Annotated in this window: 15 protein-coding genes; 9 read left to right on the top strand and 6 right to left on the bottom strand. The window is 69.8% G+C overall.

The annotated features are described in order from the left end of the window. Positions 1-21: 21 nt before the first annotated feature. The 3 genes from JTN19_RS04905 to JTN19_RS04895 all read left to right on the top strand — a co-directional run bounded on the left by JTN19_RS04905 (position 22) and on the right by JTN19_RS04895 (position 3,636). Complete coding sequence (locus JTN19_RS04905) at positions 22-999, top strand: Bug family tripartite tricarboxylate transporter substrate binding protein (RefSeq protein WP_206930791.1); 978 nt, start codon at positions 22-24, stop codon at positions 997-999. A 136-nt stretch (positions 1,000-1,135) separates the two neighbouring features. After that, positions 1,136-2,194 (top strand): patatin-like phospholipase family protein, encoded by a 1,059-nt coding sequence (locus JTN19_RS04900; RefSeq protein ID WP_340643277.1) that lies wholly within the window; start codon positions 1,136-1,138, stop codon positions 2,192-2,194. After that, the gene (locus JTN19_RS04895) at positions 2,191-3,636 is read left to right on the top strand and encodes a GntP family permease (protein ID WP_206930790.1); all 1,446 of its coding nucleotides are present in this window, start codon (positions 2,191-2,193) and stop codon (positions 3,634-3,636) included. Before JTN19_RS04900 ends, JTN19_RS04895 begins: the two co-directional genes overlap by 4 nt. A 1-nt stretch (position 3,637) precedes the next feature. Here the strand turns inward: JTN19_RS04895 and JTN19_RS04890 are convergent, their stop codons facing one another. The 6 genes from JTN19_RS04890 to JTN19_RS04865 all read right to left on the bottom strand — a co-directional run bounded on the left by JTN19_RS04890 (position 3,638) and on the right by JTN19_RS04865 (position 9,307). Continuing rightward, positions 3,638-4,540 carry a cupin domain-containing protein gene (locus JTN19_RS04890; RefSeq protein WP_206930789.1) on the bottom strand — a complete coding sequence of 301 codons (903 nt, stop codon included), beginning with the start codon at positions 4,538-4,540 and terminating at the stop codon, positions 3,638-3,640. Further along, positions 4,537-5,739 (bottom strand): M20 family metallo-hydrolase, encoded by a 1,203-nt coding sequence (locus tag JTN19_RS04885; protein WP_206930788.1) that lies wholly within the window; start codon positions 5,737-5,739, stop codon positions 4,537-4,539. The genes JTN19_RS04890 and JTN19_RS04885 overlap by 4 nt, the downstream gene beginning before the upstream one ends. 2 nt (positions 5,740-5,741) lie before the next feature. Then, positions 5,742-6,623, bottom strand: a complete 882-nt coding sequence (locus JTN19_RS04880; RefSeq protein ID WP_206930787.1) for an alpha/beta fold hydrolase — start codon at positions 6,621-6,623, stop codon at positions 5,742-5,744. Between the two features lie 11 nt (positions 6,624-6,634). Further along, positions 6,635-7,768 (bottom strand): pyridoxal phosphate-dependent aminotransferase, encoded by a 1,134-nt coding sequence (locus JTN19_RS04875; protein WP_206930786.1) that lies wholly within the window; start codon positions 7,766-7,768, stop codon positions 6,635-6,637. After that, a complete protein-coding gene (locus tag JTN19_RS04870; protein ID WP_206930785.1) occupies positions 7,768-8,547 on the bottom strand; it encodes an SDR family oxidoreductase in 780 nt (259 codons plus the stop codon). The genes JTN19_RS04875 and JTN19_RS04870 overlap by 1 nt, the downstream gene beginning before the upstream one ends. A gap of 67 nt (positions 8,548-8,614) precedes the next feature. After that, the gene (locus JTN19_RS04865) at positions 8,615-9,307 is read right to left on the bottom strand and encodes a GntR family transcriptional regulator (protein ID WP_242530874.1); all 693 of its coding nucleotides are present in this window, start codon (positions 9,305-9,307) and stop codon (positions 8,615-8,617) included. Positions 9,308-9,444: 137 nt separating this feature from the next. On the opposite strand from JTN19_RS04865, the gene JTN19_RS04860 reads away from it, so the two are divergent. Genes JTN19_RS04860 through JTN19_RS04835 form a run of 6 tightly spaced genes read left to right on the top strand, consistent with a single transcriptional unit; the run spans position 9,445 to position 14,804 of the window. After that, the gene (locus tag JTN19_RS04860) at positions 9,445-10,245 is read left to right on the top strand and encodes an ABC transporter ATP-binding protein (protein WP_242530873.1); all 801 of its coding nucleotides are present in this window, start codon (positions 9,445-9,447) and stop codon (positions 10,243-10,245) included. After that, a complete protein-coding gene (locus tag JTN19_RS04855; RefSeq protein WP_206930782.1) occupies positions 10,242-10,979 on the top strand; it encodes a class II aldolase/adducin family protein in 738 nt (245 codons plus the stop codon). Before JTN19_RS04860 ends, JTN19_RS04855 begins: the two co-directional genes overlap by 4 nt. 25 nt (positions 10,980-11,004) lie before the next feature. Next, the gene (locus JTN19_RS04850) at positions 11,005-12,012 is read left to right on the top strand and encodes an ABC transporter substrate-binding protein (RefSeq protein WP_206930781.1); all 1,008 of its coding nucleotides are present in this window, start codon (positions 11,005-11,007) and stop codon (positions 12,010-12,012) included. Then, positions 12,009-12,764, top strand: a complete 756-nt coding sequence (locus JTN19_RS04845; protein ID WP_206930780.1) for an ABC transporter permease — start codon at positions 12,009-12,011, stop codon at positions 12,762-12,764. Before JTN19_RS04850 ends, JTN19_RS04845 begins: the two co-directional genes overlap by 4 nt. Beyond that, a complete protein-coding gene (locus tag JTN19_RS04840; protein WP_206930779.1) occupies positions 12,761-13,501 on the top strand; it encodes an ABC transporter permease in 741 nt (246 codons plus the stop codon). Before JTN19_RS04845 ends, JTN19_RS04840 begins: the two co-directional genes overlap by 4 nt. Before the next feature lie 7 nt (positions 13,502-13,508). Next, positions 13,509-14,804, top strand: coding sequence for an LLM class flavin-dependent oxidoreductase (locus JTN19_RS04835; protein ID WP_206930778.1), 1,296 nt, complete (start codon positions 13,509-13,511; stop codon positions 14,802-14,804). The last annotated feature ends 41 nt before the right edge of the window (positions 14,805-14,845 follow it).

The raw sequence follows: 14,845 nt of genomic DNA, 5'->3' as shown, positions 1-14,845 counted from the left end.
ATGTCGTGGGAGGGGAGACATATGCTCAAGAATATCACGCGCCGCCCGTTGTTGCTGGGCGGTGCCGGCCTGATCGCCAGCCCGGCCATCGTCCAGGCGCAGAACTGGCCCTCCGGCCCCATCCGCCTCGTGGTGCCCTTTGCCCCTGGTGGCACGACCGACCTGGTGGCGCGCCTGGTGGCGGACCAGCTGGCCATCCGCCTCAACACCCCCTTCGTCATCGAGAACCGGGCCGGCGCCACCGCCACCACGGGCAGCCAGCTCGTGGCCGATGCCGCACCCGATGGCCAGACGCTGCTGATGAGCAACATCGCGAGCCACGCGATCGGCCCGTCGCTCTACCGCAACCTGCGCTATGACGCGGTGCGGAGCTTCACGCACATCGCCATGGTCATCACCAACCCCTCGGTCTGGGTGGTGAACAAGAACACGCCCATCCAGAACCTGGCCGACATCGTGCGGCTCGCCCGCGCGCAGCCGGGCGGGATGAACATGGCCAGTTCCGGCGCGGGTTCGTCCAACCACCTGATGATCGTGCAGTTCGCGCGGCTGATGGGCATCGAATACACCCATGTGCCGTTCCGTGGCGCGGGGCCGGCCATGGCGGCGGTCATCGCGGGGCAGGTGCCGATGATGTCGGACAGCCTGCCCTCGGCCGCCGCGCATATCCGCAGCGACGTGGTGCGGCCCATCGCGATGTCCAGCGCGCAGCGCCACCCCTCCTTCCCCAACGTGCCCACCTTCCGCGAGCAGGATGTGGACCTGGTGAGCACGACCTGGTTCTCGCTCTCCGGCCCCGCCGGCATGCCGCCCGCCATCACGGAACGCCTGCACCGCGAGACCATGGCCATCATCACCGCGCCGGCCATGCGCGCCCGCTTCGCGGAGCTGGGCGGCGACCCGGGCGACATGACGCCCGAGCAGTTCACGCAATTCGTGGCGACCGAGCTGGAGCGCTGGCGGCCCATCGTGCAGGCCTCCGGCGCGACTGTGGATTAGCCGGCCTCGGGCGTGACAGATTAACCCGCCGTCAGAAAATTTGCTGCACCGCAGCATCGTCTGGTAAACTCATGCGCTGAACAGGTCTGGACGCCTCCGGTGGCAACACCGGGGGCGACACTGGCAGGAGGCGCGCGTGAACGGCGACAAGAAGATCGAACTGGCCCTGCAGGGCGGGGGCGCCCATGGCGCCTATAGCTGGGGTGTGCTTGACCGCCTGCTGGAAGATGGCCAGCTCGACATCGAGGCCATCAGCGGCACCAGCGCCGGCGCCATGAACGCCGTGGTGCTGGCCGATGGGCTGGTGCGCGGCGGGCGCGAAGGCGCGCGCGAGGCATTGGAAAAATTCTGGCGCGCGGTGAGCGACGCCGCGCGCTTCAGCCCCATCCAGCGCAGCCCGATCGACCGGCTGATGGGGCGATGGAGCCTGGACACCTCGCCCGGCTACATCGCCATGGACCTGCTGTCGCGCCTGGCCTCGCCCTATGAGCTGAACCTCTTCGACCTGAACCCGCTGCGCGACGTGCTCGAAGCCGCGGTGGATTTCGACAACGTCAATGCGTGCCAGTCGGTGAAGCTGTTCGTCACCGCCACCAATGTCCGCACCGGCCTGCCGCGCACCTTCCGCCGCGGCGAGCTGACGGTGGATGCGGTGATGGCCTCCGCCTGCCTGCCCACCCTCTACAAGGCGGTGGAGATTGACGGCGAGCCCTATTGGGATGGCGGCTACATGGGCAACCCCGCCCTCTACCCGCTGGTGGATGAGAGCGACTGCCGCGACCTGATGATCGTGCAGATCAACCCCATCCGCAGCGAGGAACTGCCCACCACGGCGGCCGAGATCCAGAACCGGCTGAACGAGATCACCTTCAACGCGGCGCTCATCAAGGAATTGCGCGCCATCACGCTGTTGCGCCGCCTCATCAAGGCGGAGGGGCTGGAGAACGAACGCTACCGCGACATGCGGCTGCACCGCATCGGCGGGCAGGGGCTGGAGCATCTCTCCGCCTCCTCCAAGCTCAATGCGGAGTGGGATTTCCTGACGCATCTGCGCGACCATGGTCGGGCCGCGGCCGATGCCTGGCTGGCGCGCCACCGCGACGATATCGGCCAGCGTTCCACCTTCGACCCCGAGACGCTGTTCCTGGGCACGCTGCGCGAGCCGGGCCAGGCGCCCAAGGAGCGCACGAAATGATGGGCCTCGCGGGCGTCCTGCTGGCGCTGGGGCTGCTGATCTTCCTGGCCTATCGCGGCATCTCGGTGCTGCTGCTGGCACCGGCCATGGCGCTGCTGGCGGCGGTCTTCGCGGGCGCACCGCTGCTGGGCCTCTACACCCAGGTCTTCATGACCTCGGCCGGCGGCTTCGTCATCTCCTTCTTCCCGCTGTTCCTGCTGGGCGCCATCTTCGGGCGGCTGATGGATGACAGCGGGGCGGCGCGCGCCATCGCGCAGGGGCTGGTGGCGCGACTGGGCGGGGGTCAGGCCATCCTGGCCGTGGTGCTGGCCTGCGCCATCCTGACCTATGGCGGCGTCTCGCTTTTCGTTGTGGCCTTCGCCATCTATCCCATCGCGGCCAGCCTGTTCCGCGAGGCGGACATCCCGAAGCGGCTGATCCCGGCCACCATCGCGCTCGGCGCCTTCACCTTCACCATGACGGCGCTGCCGGGCACGCCCGCCATCCAGAACGCCATCCCCATGCCCTTCTTCGGCACCACGCCCTTCGCGGCCCCGGGCCTGGGCATCCTGGCGGCGGTGGTGATGTTCGGCGCGGGGCAGTGGTGGCTGATGCGCCGTGCCGCCTCGGCGCGCGCACGTGGCGAGGGCTATGGCGACCACCCCGACCACGCCCCGGCGCCCAACCGCGACATGCGTGAGCGCGCGGCGGGCGAGGGCTTCGACGTGGCCGAGATCGAACCCGCGCCCGCCCCCGCCCAGCCGCCCTTCCTGCTGGCCGTGCTGCCGGTGGTGGTGGTGATCCTGGCGAACCTGATCTTCTCCAGCTTCGTCATCCCCGCCTGGGACACGGCCTTCCTGGCCGAGCCGCGCTTCGGCGGCGTGGGGCTCTCTTCCGTGCTGGGCGTCTGGTCCATCATCCTGGCGCTGAGCGCCGCCATCCTGGTGCTGGTGGCGACGAATTGGCGGCGGCTTGCTTCGGTGAAGACCTCACTGGACGCGGGCGCCAATGCCTCGGTGCTGCCCATCTTCAACACGGCCTCGCTGGTGGGGTTCGGCGCGGTCATCGCCGCGCTTCCGGCCTTCGACCTGGTGCGGCAGGGCGTGCTGGGCATCGGCGGCGAGAACCCGCTGGTCTCCCTCGCTATCGCGGTGAATGTGCTGGCGGGCATCACGGGCTCGGCCTCGGGCGGCATGAGCATCGCGCTCTCCACGCTCGGCGAAACCTATGTGCAGATGGGTGCCGCGGCGGGTATCGCGCCCGAGGCGCTGCACCGCATCACCGCCATCGCGACAGGCGGGCTCGACAGCCTGCCGCACAATGGTGCGGTGGTGACGCTGCTGGCCATTTGCGGGCTGACGCACCGGCAATCCTATGGCGACCTCGCCATGGTGGCCGTGGTGTTCCCGCTGCTGGCACTGGTGGTGGCGATCCTGGCCGCGACCTTCCTGGGGGCGTTCTAGCTCACTCCAGGAAGGCGAACCCCATCGTGCGCGCGTGGTAGTGCAGCCCGCCATCCTGGACGATCAGGAAGCGGGCCTGCACATCGCCGCCATTGTGGTGCGAGTGCGGCTCACCCGGCGGGGTGACGAGGGTGTTGTGCAGGCTCCAGGGCCGCATTTCACCTGAAATGCGCGAATGGCAATCCTCGCCCTGCAGCACGAGCGTGATGGCGGCGGCGTTGTGGCGATGGGCGCGCTGGTTTTCGCGCGGGGGCAGGGTGTTGAGGGAGAGCGTCATGCTCGCCGTCAGGTTCCGCCAGGCCTCGAGCCCGTCCGAGCTGAAGATCAGCGCCAGCCCCGTCGTGCTGTCATTGCTGGTGCAGGCGCCGATGAGGGCGAGCTGGCGTTCGATCTCGGCCGACGGGAAGTGCACGGGCGCCATGGTGGCGGGGCCGGGGCGCAGCCCCTCGAAGGCCAGCAGTGGTTCGTTCCCCACCAGCCAGAGCACCGCATGGGACGAGGCGGTGAGCGACACCTGTCCACCCGGCAGCAGGAAGACATCGCCCTCGCCCCAGGTGAAGCTGTCCGCGGCACCCGCGCCGCGCAGCACGCAGCCGATGAGGCCCGTGGCGTCGCTGTCGAAGGCCAGCGTCTCGCCCGCGCGGATCACGGCATAGCGCGCCAGCATCAGCGGCGTGGTGGCGGGGAAGGGGCAGCCGAAGGCGGCGGATTGGTCGCAGAGATGCACGCCCGTGGCGGCCTCCGGCGCGAAGGCTGCGGCCACGACCGCGCCGAAATCCGCGGCCGGCACCGGCGCCAGCTTCACGTTGAAGGCGTTGCCCGAATTGAAGAAGCGCGCCCTTGCCGCGGCGGCATTCGCGGGGCGTTCGGGGCGCTGCACAGGCAGCGCGGCCATGTCCATCATGCGCACAACTCCTTCACGGTCTCAGCAAGGACGGCGGCGCCGGCCTCCACATGCGCGGGCTCGGCCCATTCCCGCGGCGAGTGGCTGACGCCGCCGCGGCAGGGGATGAAGATCATGGCCGTGGGGCAGCGCGGCGCCATGTGGCGCGCGTCATGCCCGGCCGCCGAGAGCAAAGCCATGTGCGGCAGGCCGAGCCGCGTGGCCGTGGCGGCCAGGCGCGCGCGCAGCCCCTCGTCAAAGCTGTTGGAGGGTGCGTGGACCAGCCGCGTGATGGTGACGCCGCAGGGCGCGGCTTCTTCCGACGCGATGACCTCCAGCCGCGCGCCAGCACGTTCCAGCGCGGCATTGTCCGGGTGGCGAAGATCAATGCGGAACACCACGCGCCCCGCGATGACGGAGGGTGCGTTGGGCACCACCTGCACGCGCCCGATGGTGAACTTCACGATGGGGTCCGCCTCGCCCACCTCGCGCTGCATGCGCTCGGCGATGCGGGCGAAAGCCATCACCGCATCGCGCCGCAGCGCCATGTCGCGCGTGCCGGCATGGCCTTCCTCGCCCTCCAGCACGACTTCGAAGGTGATCTTGCCCTGGATGCCGGTGACGATGCCGATGGGGATACCGGCCTCCTCCAACAACGTCGCCTGCTCGATATGCGGCTCGATGCAGAAGGCGAATTCGCGCTTCAGGGGCAGGCGAGGTAGGGCAGGGAAGGCGGCGTGCAGCGTGTCCAGCGCATCGCCCAGGGTGGTGCCCTCGGCATCGCGCAGGGCGCGGATGGCGGTGAGGGGCCGCACCCCCGCGAAGGCTTCGCTGCCCGTCATGCCCGGGGCGAAGCGGCTGCCTTCCTCATTGCTCCAGGCGACGACGCTGATGTCGCGGGCGGGGATGAAGCCAGTGTCCGCCACGGCCTCCAGCGCGGCCAGCACGCCCCAGGCGCCGTCGAATTTCCCACCGTTCGGCTGGGTGTCCAGGTGGCTGCCGATGACCGCGGGCGGGAGGGTGCGGTCGCGGCCGGCGCGGGTGAGGAACAGGTTCCCAGCATCATCGGTGGCGGCTTCCAACCCCGCCCCGGCCGCCCATTCCAGCATGAGGCGCCAGGCCTCGACCTCGCCCGGCGTCAGCGCCTGGCGGTTCACCCCGCCATCGCCCCGTGCGCCGATCTCGGCGAGGCGCATCAGCCGGTCCCAGAGGCGCGACATGCTCAATCCGTCCGCATGATCTGGCCGGGCAGGGCGCGGGGGTCGCGTGCCTCCCAGCGCCCGGCCTCCACCTGCGCGATGAACTCCGCCAGGTGCATGTTGAACCAGGCGGGTTCCTCCAGGTTCAGCGTGTGGCCGGTCTTGGGAAAGACCGAGAGGCCGCAGGCGGGCAGCGTCTTCTTGAGGAAGATGCCGGGCTGCAGGCAATGATCGTCCTCATCGCCCACGATGACGAGGGTGGGGATGGGCATGGCGCGCAGCTCCTCCTCCAGATCCCAGAAGGAGGGACGCCGCGCCTGCACGCCCCGCATGGTGAGCGAGGCGCCGACATCCGAATGCGTCGCCAGCCGGTCCGCGAATTCGCGCCAGCCGCGCGGGTCCTTGTTCTGGAACTGCACGCGGCTCGCGCCTTCCGCGTAGATGGGCGCGAAGGCGCGGGCGCCGTCGGTGGCGAAGCGGCGGGCCACTTCCAGGGAGACGCCGCGGAAGTATTCTTCATGCTCCTTCTCGCAGCCATAGCCGGCGCCGGCGACGGTGAGCGACAGGGCGCGTTCCGGCGCGCGCAGCCCGAAATGCACGGTGGCGAAGCCGCCCATGGAGAGGCCCACGATATGCGCGCGGGCGATGCCCAGCCCGTCCAGCACCGCCACCGCATCGGCCACCGCGATGGCCTGGGAATATTGCTCGACATCCGTCGGCACGTCGGAGGGCGGGTAGCCGCGCGCGGCATAGGTGATGCAGCGGTGCCGCCGCGCGAAATGGCGCATCTGCGGCTCCCAGCTGTCATGGTTGCCGCCGAATTCGTGGATGAAGAGGATGGGCGTGCCGGTGCCCGCTTCCTCATAGTGCAGGCTGATGCCGTCCGGCGTGGTGATGCGCGGCATGGGTGTCCCTCTCAGAATTGCGGCGTGAGGTCGTTCAGCGTGCGCGCCGTCGCGACCAAGGCGGACAGGCGATCGGCCAGCTTCTCCGCCCATTCGCCGGGGACGGAGGTGCTGATCTTCACGAAGCGGTGCCCGAAGCGCGCGGTGTGATAGCTGCCCTGGCGGATCATGATGCCCTCGCGCCGCGCCGCCTCCACCAGGGCCTCGGGGCGGATGCCCGCGGCCTCGGTCTCCACCACCAGGAAGTTGCCGTGGCTCGGCCAGACGGGCACGGAGAAGCCCGGGATGCGAAGCGCCGCGTCACGGATCAGGGCGTTGTTGGCGCGCGTGGTGGCGCGCACCCCCGCCATCCATTCGGGCTTCACGGCGAGGCCCGCCAGCGCCGCGCGCTGCGCGATGACGCTGGCGCCGAGCACGCCCGTGGCCTGGTCCGCGAATTCCTCCAGCAGCCCGGCCGGCGCCACCAGCGCGCCGATGCGAAGCCCCGCGAGGCCCAGCCATTTGGAGAAGGACAGCGAGACGACGGCATGGTCCGGCGCCTCCAGTAGCGCCGGGTGGTGGCCATCGGCGAAGTCACGATAGGTGCAGTCATGCACCAGCAGCGCGCCGACCTCACCCGCGATGGCGGCGAAGGCCGCAATTTCCTCCCGCGTGTAGCAGATGCCAAGCGGGTTGTTGGGGTCCACGATGTAGATGACGCTGGTGCGCGCATCCACCGCCGCGCGCAGCGCCTCGGGCGTGAGGCGGTAGTTGCACGCCGCGTCGTAGATCGGGATCTCGATCACCTCCGCCCCCGCCTGGCGCGCGAAGAGGCAGGGCCATTTCCACGTCGGGTCGGTGGTGACGAAGGTGGTGCCAGGCCGGCAGCGCGCGCGACAGACGAGCGCCAGCGCGTTCACGCCGCCCTCCGTCACCAGGGCCTCCGCACCGCGCACGCCGAGGTCGGCCAGGATGGCTTCGCGCAGCGCCTCGAAGCCGAGCGGCGGCGCGTAGGCGTTGAATTCCAGCCCGTCCACCGCCGCGTGCATCGCCGCCAGCACGGAAGGGTGGGCCGGGATGTGGTTGGTGTTCTGGCCCATCCAGGCCAGGCCCGGCGTGGCGCTGAGTTCGTCGAAATAGCGGTTGCGGGTGAGGGCGCCGGCCATCAGATGACCGAGCCGCGCGCCGAGATGCCGCCATCAATGGTCACGACCGTGCCCGTGATGTAGCCCGCGCGCGGCGAGGCCATGAAGGCGCAGAGATCGGCCGTCTCACGCGCCGTGGCGGGGCGCTTGCCGGGGTACTTCGCGAAGAGTTCTTCCCAGCGCGCCTCATCGCCCAGCATCTCGCGCGCCTTCACCTTCATGATCTTGAGCATGCGGTCGGTGGCGACGGGGCCGGGGTTGATGCCCACCACGCGGATGCCGTCATCCAGGCTGCGGCCGCCGATGGCCTTGGTGAAGGACATCAGCGCCGCATTGCCGGTGGAACCCGCGAAATAGCTCGCATCCCAGTTCTCGCCGGAATTGCCGATGACGTTCACGATGACGCCGTCGCGCCCCTTCATCCGCGGATAGAAGAGGCGCGTGAGGGTGATGTAGCCGAAGACCTTCAGGTCGAAGCCCTGGCGCAGCGCGGCATCGCTCACGGCATCGAGCGGCCCCGCCGGGATGTCGCCGGCGTTGTTGATCAGGATGGTGGCGTCCTGCGCGGCGGCGGCCAGTTGTTCCATGGCCGCGGTGGTGGACAGGTCCATCGCATGGGTTGTGACGCGCACGCCATGGGCGGCGCGCAGCTTGGCCGCCGCCTCCTCCATGGCCGGGCCGTTGCGGGCGGCGAGGTGGAGGTGGCAGCCCTCCTCGGCCAGCACCTCGGCGCAGGCCAGACCGATGCCCTTCGAGGCCCCGGTGATGAGGGCGGTCTTTCCCGCGAGATCAAGCTGCAAGGGGCACTCCGTTCGTCCGTGTTGTATGCATGCACCAGCAATATGCATACCAACACGGGCGGAAGCGTCAGTCGAGGCCCGCGATCAGGTCCAGCAGGTTCTCTCCCAGCAGCGTCAGGTGGGCGCGCATGGCGCGGTGCGCCGCCTCGGGGTCGCGCGCCAGGATGGCGGCCATGATCTCGGCATGCTCGCGCAGCGTGTCCTCCACGCGGGTCGGCATATGCGTCACGCGGCGGCGATAGGCGGCCACGCGGTTGCGCAGGCGGCGGGTTTCCTCGGCCAGGAAGGCGTTGTGCGCGGCCTCGTAGATGGCCTCGTGAAATTCCTCGTTGATGTCGTAGAAGACGTCCGCCGTGTCGTCGGCGGCGGCCTCCAGCCGCGCGTGGATGGCCTGCAAACCCGCGTTCTGGGCCGGTGTGCTGCGCCGGGCGGCCAGGCGGGCGCAGAGCCCCTCCAGCTCCCCCATCACCTGGAACATCTCGATCAGCGTCTGGGCGGAGATGCTGCGGACCACCGCACCCTGCCGGCCGCGCAGCTCGACCAGACGCTCGCTCGCCAGCAGGCGGAAGGCCTCGCGCACGGGGGTGCGGGAACAGCCGTGGCGGTCGGCGATCTCCTGCTCGTCCAGCCGCGCGCCGGGGTCCAGCCGCCCGCCCGCGATGTCGTCGCGCAGGCGGCGGTAGAGGGTGTTGGCCAGCGTGCCATGGCCGGGAGCGGCGTCGGGCTTGCGCCCCGAACCTGCCCAATCTGCCTCAGGCAATGCCTGTTTTGCGCGCATATGTGTGCGGAAGCCTCATTCATGTGTGCAGAGACGCCCGTCTTTGTATTCCAAACCGGCGGCCCTGTCGTGAAGATGTTTTAGAGCCTCATCCCGGGGCGCAGAAGGCAGGTCACGGATTGAACAGCGCCCCTCTTCTCGAACTGCGTGGCCTCTCCAAGCGCTTCGGCGCGGTGCAGGCCCTGGAGGGCTTCGGCCTGGACGTGCAGCCAGGCGAGTTCGTGACCGTCGTCGGCCCCTCGGGCTGCGGAAAGAGCACGCTGTTCAACATCATCGCCGGCCTCGACGAACCTGACGACGGCGGCGTGCTGCGCTTCAAGGGCCGCGGCTGCCATGCGCGGGAATTGCTGGGCCAGGTTTCCTTCATGCCGCAGCGCGACCTGCTGCTGCCTTGGCGCAACGTGGTGGACAACGCCATCCTCGCCAATGAGATCGAGGGCGCCAACCGCAGCCAGGCCCGCGCCAAGGCGCTCTCCATGCTGCCGGAATTCGGCCTGACGGGCTTCGAGAACCAGTATCCGCACCAGCTCTCCGGCGGCATGCGCCAGCGCGTGGCGCTGATGCGGACCTTCCTCTTCGAACGCGAGCTCATGCTGCTGGACGAGCCCTTCGGCGCGCTGGACGCGCTGACGCGCAGCATGATGCAGCGCTGGCTGCTGGATGTGTGGCAGCGCCACCGCCGCACCATCCTCTTCATCACGCATGACGTGGACGAGGCCATCTTCCTGGGCGACCGCGTGGTGGTGATGACCGCGCGGCCAGGGGCCGTGAAGCTGATGCGTGAGGTGAACCTGCCCCGCCCGCGCGCGCCGGAATTGCTCACCTCACCGGAATTCACCGCCATCAAGCGCGAGGTGCTCGACGCCATCGAGGAGGAAGCCATGAAATCCTTCCTGACCGGCACGGCGGCCGCGCCATGACCGATGCGGAACGCGAGGCGCGCATCTCGCTCGCCGCCTGCTACCGGATGGTGGCGCGGCTGGGGCTGGATGACGTCATCTACAACCACATCTCGCTGCGCGTGCCGGGGGAGGAGGATGCCTTCCTGCTGAACCCTTACGGCATGCTGTTCAGCGAGATCACGGCCTCCTCCCTCGTGAAGATCGACACGGAGGGCCGCAAGCTCGCGCCCAGCCCGCATGAGGCGAATGTGGCCGCCTTCGTCATCCATGCCGCCATCCACAAGGCGCGGCACGACGCGGCCTGCGTGCTGCACGCGCATTCGGATGCGGCGGTGGCGGTCTCGGCGCAGCCGGGCGGCCTGCGCCCGCTCAGCCAGTTCGCCATGTGGTTCCACGAACGCCAGGCCTTCCACGACTATGAGGGCGTGGCCATTGACCTGGACGAGCAGGAACGCCTGGTGCGCGACTTCGGGACCCACCCCGTCATGATCATGCGCAACCACGGCACGCTGACCGTGGGGCGCACGCCGGGGGCCGCCTTCATGCTGCTCTACTATTTCGAGCGCGCGGCCCGCATCCAGCTGATGATGCAATCCTCCGGCCAGCCCATCATCGAACCTTCGCCCGAGGTCTGCGCCCGCGCCGCCAACCAGTTCTGGCAGCAGCAGGGCGACATCCTGGGCCCCGGCGAGCGCGAATGGCCCGCCTTCCTCCGCCTGCTCGACCGCGAGGAGCCAGGCTTCCGTGACTGACCCAACCCCCGCAGGAGAAAGCACGATGAACAGGCGCCACCTTCTGGCCGCGACCGGCGCGGCCGCCGTCACCCCCTTCATCCGCCCCGCCGGGGCGCAGAACCTGGTGCGTGCCTCGCTGCGCCTGAAATGGCTGACCCAGGCGCAGTTCGCGGGCTTCTACGTGGCGCTGCAGAAGGGCTATTACCGCGAGGCGGGCATTGACCTCACCATCAACCCCGGCGGGCCGAACCTGCTGACGGAGAACCTGGTGGCCTCGGGCGCCGACACCTTCGGCCTCTCGGGCGGGACGGACAGCGTCTTCGCGGCGCGCGAACGCAACCTGCCCATCGTCTGCGCCGGCGTCATGCACCAGCAGACGCCCTTCGTCTTCGTGACGCGCGCCGATGGCCCCATCCGCACGCTGGCCGATTTCCGCGGCAAGACCATCACCACCTGGTTCACGGGTGCGAACTTCGTGCTGCTGGGCATGCTGGCGCAGGCGGGGCTGAGCCGTTCCGACTTCACCATGCAGCCGCAGCAGGTCAGCGTGCAGCCCTTCGTGGACCGACAGGTGGATGTGGTGACGGCCACCCGCTACAACGAGTTCTTCACGCTGATGCAGCGGGTGGGCCGCGACAACCTCCGCACCTTCGTGCCCGACGACCACGGCATCACCTTCCCGCGCGACACCGTCATCGTCAGCGAGCAGACGGCGCGCGACCGGCCGCAGATGGTCACCGCCTTCCTCCGCGCCACCATCCGCGGCTGGCGCGAGGCGCTGCGCGACGGCAAGGCCGGCGTGGATGCCGTCATGTCCGTCGCCCCCACGCTGAACCGCCCCCACCAGGAATTCATGATGGAGGAGGCCGGCAAGCTGATGGTGGCCGGCGGCGCCGCGCAGAACGGGCTGTTCTGGATTGATCGCCCCGTGATCCAGGCCGCGCATGACTTCTTCCTGCGGCACGAGGTGATCAAGACGCCGCTCGACCTCGCCGCCGCCTACAATTCCAGCTTCCTGGAGGCGATCCCGCTCGCGGACCGCATGGCATGAAGCCGACGGCGATGGCGGCACTCCGCCTGCTGGGCGGGGTGATCCTGGCCGGGCTGGTGTGGGAGGCGGCGGTGGTGGGCTTCGGCATCCGCCCGCATCTGTTGCCGCGCCTGTCGGACATCTTCGCCGCCATCGCCCTGACGCCCGGCGCCTATTGGGCCGGGCTGCAACGCAGCGCCGCCGAGACGCTGATCGGCTTCGCCGCCGGCACGGCGGTGGGCATCATCAATGGGCTGGTGTTCTTTCGCGCGCCCCTGCTGCGCGACATGCTGCTGCCGGTCTTCGTCGTGTCGCAGACCATTCCCGTCATCGCCTTCGGCGCGCTGGTGGTGATGTGGTTCGGCAATACGCTGATGGCCAAGGCCGTCATCGCCTTCTACCTCACCTTCTTTCCCGTGACCGTGAACACGCTGCTCGGGCTGAACAGCGTGGACCCGCGCCAGGCGGCGCTGCTGCGCAGCTTCGGCGCCACGCCCATGCAGATCCTGTTCCGGCTGCAACTGCCCATGGCCCTGCCGCAGATCTTCGTGGCCTTGCGCCTCGGCGCCTCGCTCAGCCTGGTCGGCGCAATCGTGGGCGAATGGTTCGGCGACAACACCGGCATCGGCGTGCTGCTGCTCCAGGCCATGTACAATGAAAGCGTCGTGGCGCTCTGGGCCGCCATCCTCTGCGCGGCGCTGCTGGGCACCGGCTTCTACGCGCTGGTGGCCTGGGCGGAGCGGCGCATCGTCTTCTGGGGCGCCGAGCAATGAACGGCACCTCCGCCGCGCGCGGCGTCTTCGGCGCCGTGCTGATCCTGGCGCTGTGGGAGGCCACGGCGCGCGGCTTCGACCTGCCCGCCTACACCCTGCCGGCCGTGACGCAGATCCTGGCCGCGGTGTGGGAGCATCGGGCGGCCTTGCAGGCGGCGGCGTTGGTCACGGGCTTCGAGGCGGTGACGGGCTATGCCATTGGCGCGCTCGCCGGCATCTCCATGGCCACGCTGCTGGTGTTGGCGCGGCCGCTGCGGGCAGGCGTGCTGCCGCTGCTGCTGGCCATCAACTCCGTGCCGGTGGTGGCCTGGTCGCCGCTGGTGCTGCTGTGGTTCGGGGTGGGCGTCTCCTCCAAGATCGTGATGGTGGCGCTGGCGGTGGGCTTCACCATCTTCCTCAGCGCGCTGGCGGGCTTCGACCGGGTGGACCGGCGCAGCGTGGACCTGATGCGCAGCTTCGGCGCGGGGCGCCTGGGCATCTTCTGGCGGCTGCGCCTGCCCGCCGCCCTGCCGCTGATCGCCGCCGGGCTTCGCGTGGCCACCGTCCGCAGCCTGATCGTGGCCATCGTGACCGAGATGCTGGGCGCCTATGGGGGGCTGGGCTGGATCATCTACCAGTCGGTCACGCTGATCGATTTCGTGCAGGTCTGGGCGGCGATCCTGGTGGCCTCCGCGCTCAGCCTCGCCTTCTTCGGCGCGGTGGGCGCGCTGGAGCGGCGCTTCATCTTCTGGCGGTAGGCGTTTCATGCGGCAGATGCATCTCGGCCTGTTCCTGCTCGGCACCGGCAGCCATGTGGCGGGCTGGCGCATGCCGGGCGCGGTGACCAGCTTCCAGGACATCCGCGCCATCCAGGCCATGGCCGCCCAGGCCGAGCGCGGCTGCTTCGACCTGATCTTCATGGGCGACAACCTTTACGCCGACCCGGGCGCCCACCCCTCCTACACGGTGCGGCTGGAGCCGCTGACCATGCTGGCCGCGCTCGCCATGGTCACGAAGCATATCGGCCTGGGCGCCACCGTCGCCACCACCTACAGCGACCCCTGGAGCGTGGCCCGCGCCTTCGCCTCGCTCGACCACATCAGCGGCGGGCGGGCGGCGTGGAACGCGGTGACGGGGTCCTCCGCGCAGGCGGGGCCCAATTTCGGACGGCTCCATCCCAACCACGCCGAACGCTACGTCATCGCGGCCGAGTTCGTGGATGTGGTGCGCGGGCTCTGGGATTGCTGGGAGGAGGATGCGCTGGTGGCGGACCGCGCGACCGGCCTCTATGTGGACCCCGCCAAGCTGCACAAGCTGAACCACGAGGGCGCGCATTTCTCGGTGCAGGGGCCGCTCAACATCGGCCGTTCGCCGCAGGGGCGGCCCGTGATTCTCCAGGCGGGTGGGTCCGATGCCGGGCTCGACCTCGCGGCGCGCACGGCCGATGTCGCCTTCGCCGTGGTGCAGGATTTCGAGGAGGCGCGCGCGCAATACGCCGCGCTGAAATCCCGCCTGCCCGCCCAGGGCCGCCGGCCGGGGGAGGTGGCGGTGCTGCCCGGCGTCATGCCCATCGTGGGCCGCACGGAGCGTGAGGCGCTGGACAAGCTCGCGCAGCTGCAAGCCTTCATCAGCCCGACCAATGCGCGGCAACTGCTCCAGGACCGTCTGGGCGTGGACCTGGCGGGGCGGGACATGGACGCGCCGCTGGGCGAGATGCCGCTCTTCGACGGCGGGCACGGCTTCGCGCGCGCGCTGCTGAACAAGGCCAAGCGCGACAACCTGACGCTGCGCGACATCTACAACCTGCTGGGCGCGGCCCGCGGCCACTGGGTGCTGTGCGGCGCGGCCGAGCAGGTGGCGGACACGCTCCAGCACTGGTTCGAGAATGGCGCGGCGGACGGCTTCAACGTCATGCCCTCGCACTTCCCGGGCGGCATGGAGGATTTCGTCGAACTGGTGGTGCCCATCCTCCAGCGCCGTGGCCTGTTCCGCACGCATTACGAGGGCACGACCCTGCGCGACCTGCTGGGGTTGCGGCGGCCGGCCCGCGGCGAGGGGTGATTGCCCCCGCGCCATGACCCGGCCCACCATGGGCCGACCGG

Source organism: Roseococcus thiosulfatophilus, assembly GCF_017311575.1.
GTDB classification, from domain to species: domain Bacteria; phylum Pseudomonadota; class Alphaproteobacteria; order Acetobacterales; family Acetobacteraceae; genus Roseococcus; species Roseococcus thiosulfatophilus.
This window is presented reverse-complemented; position numbering and strand designations above follow the sequence as displayed.

Bases quoted from the DNA above. Each gene is read 5' to 3' on its own strand.
- JTN19_RS04885 (WP_206930788.1), bottom strand. From the start codon at position 5,739: ATGTCGCGCCTCTGGGACCGGCTGATGCGCCTCGCCGAGATCGGCGCA.
- JTN19_RS04845 (WP_206930780.1), top strand. From the start codon at position 12,009: ATGAAGCCGACGGCGATGGCGGCACTCCGCCTGCTGGGCGGGGTGATC.
- JTN19_RS04855 (WP_206930782.1), top strand. From the start codon at position 10,242: ATGACCGATGCGGAACGCGAGGCGCGCATCTCGCTCGCCGCCTGCTAC.
- JTN19_RS04875 (WP_206930786.1), bottom strand. From the start codon at position 7,768: ATGGCCGGCGCCCTCACCCGCAACCGCTATTTCGACGAACTCAGCGCC.
- JTN19_RS04905 (WP_206930791.1), top strand. From the start codon at position 22: ATGCTCAAGAATATCACGCGCCGCCCGTTGTTGCTGGGCGGTGCCGGC.
- JTN19_RS04850 (WP_206930781.1), top strand. From the start codon at position 11,005: ATGAACAGGCGCCACCTTCTGGCCGCGACCGGCGCGGCCGCCGTCACC.
- JTN19_RS04890 (WP_206930789.1), bottom strand. From the start codon at position 4,540: ATGATGGACATGGCCGCGCTGCCTGTGCAGCGCCCCGAACGCCCCGCG.
- JTN19_RS04880 (WP_206930787.1), bottom strand. From the start codon at position 6,623: ATGCCGCGCATCACCACGCCGGACGGCATCAGCCTGCACTATGAGGAA.
- JTN19_RS04835 (WP_206930778.1), top strand. From the start codon at position 13,509: ATGCGGCAGATGCATCTCGGCCTGTTCCTGCTCGGCACCGGCAGCCAT.
- JTN19_RS04840 (WP_206930779.1), top strand. From the start codon at position 12,761: ATGAACGGCACCTCCGCCGCGCGCGGCGTCTTCGGCGCCGTGCTGATC.
- JTN19_RS04895 (WP_206930790.1), top strand. From the start codon at position 2,191: ATGATGGGCCTCGCGGGCGTCCTGCTGGCGCTGGGGCTGCTGATCTTC.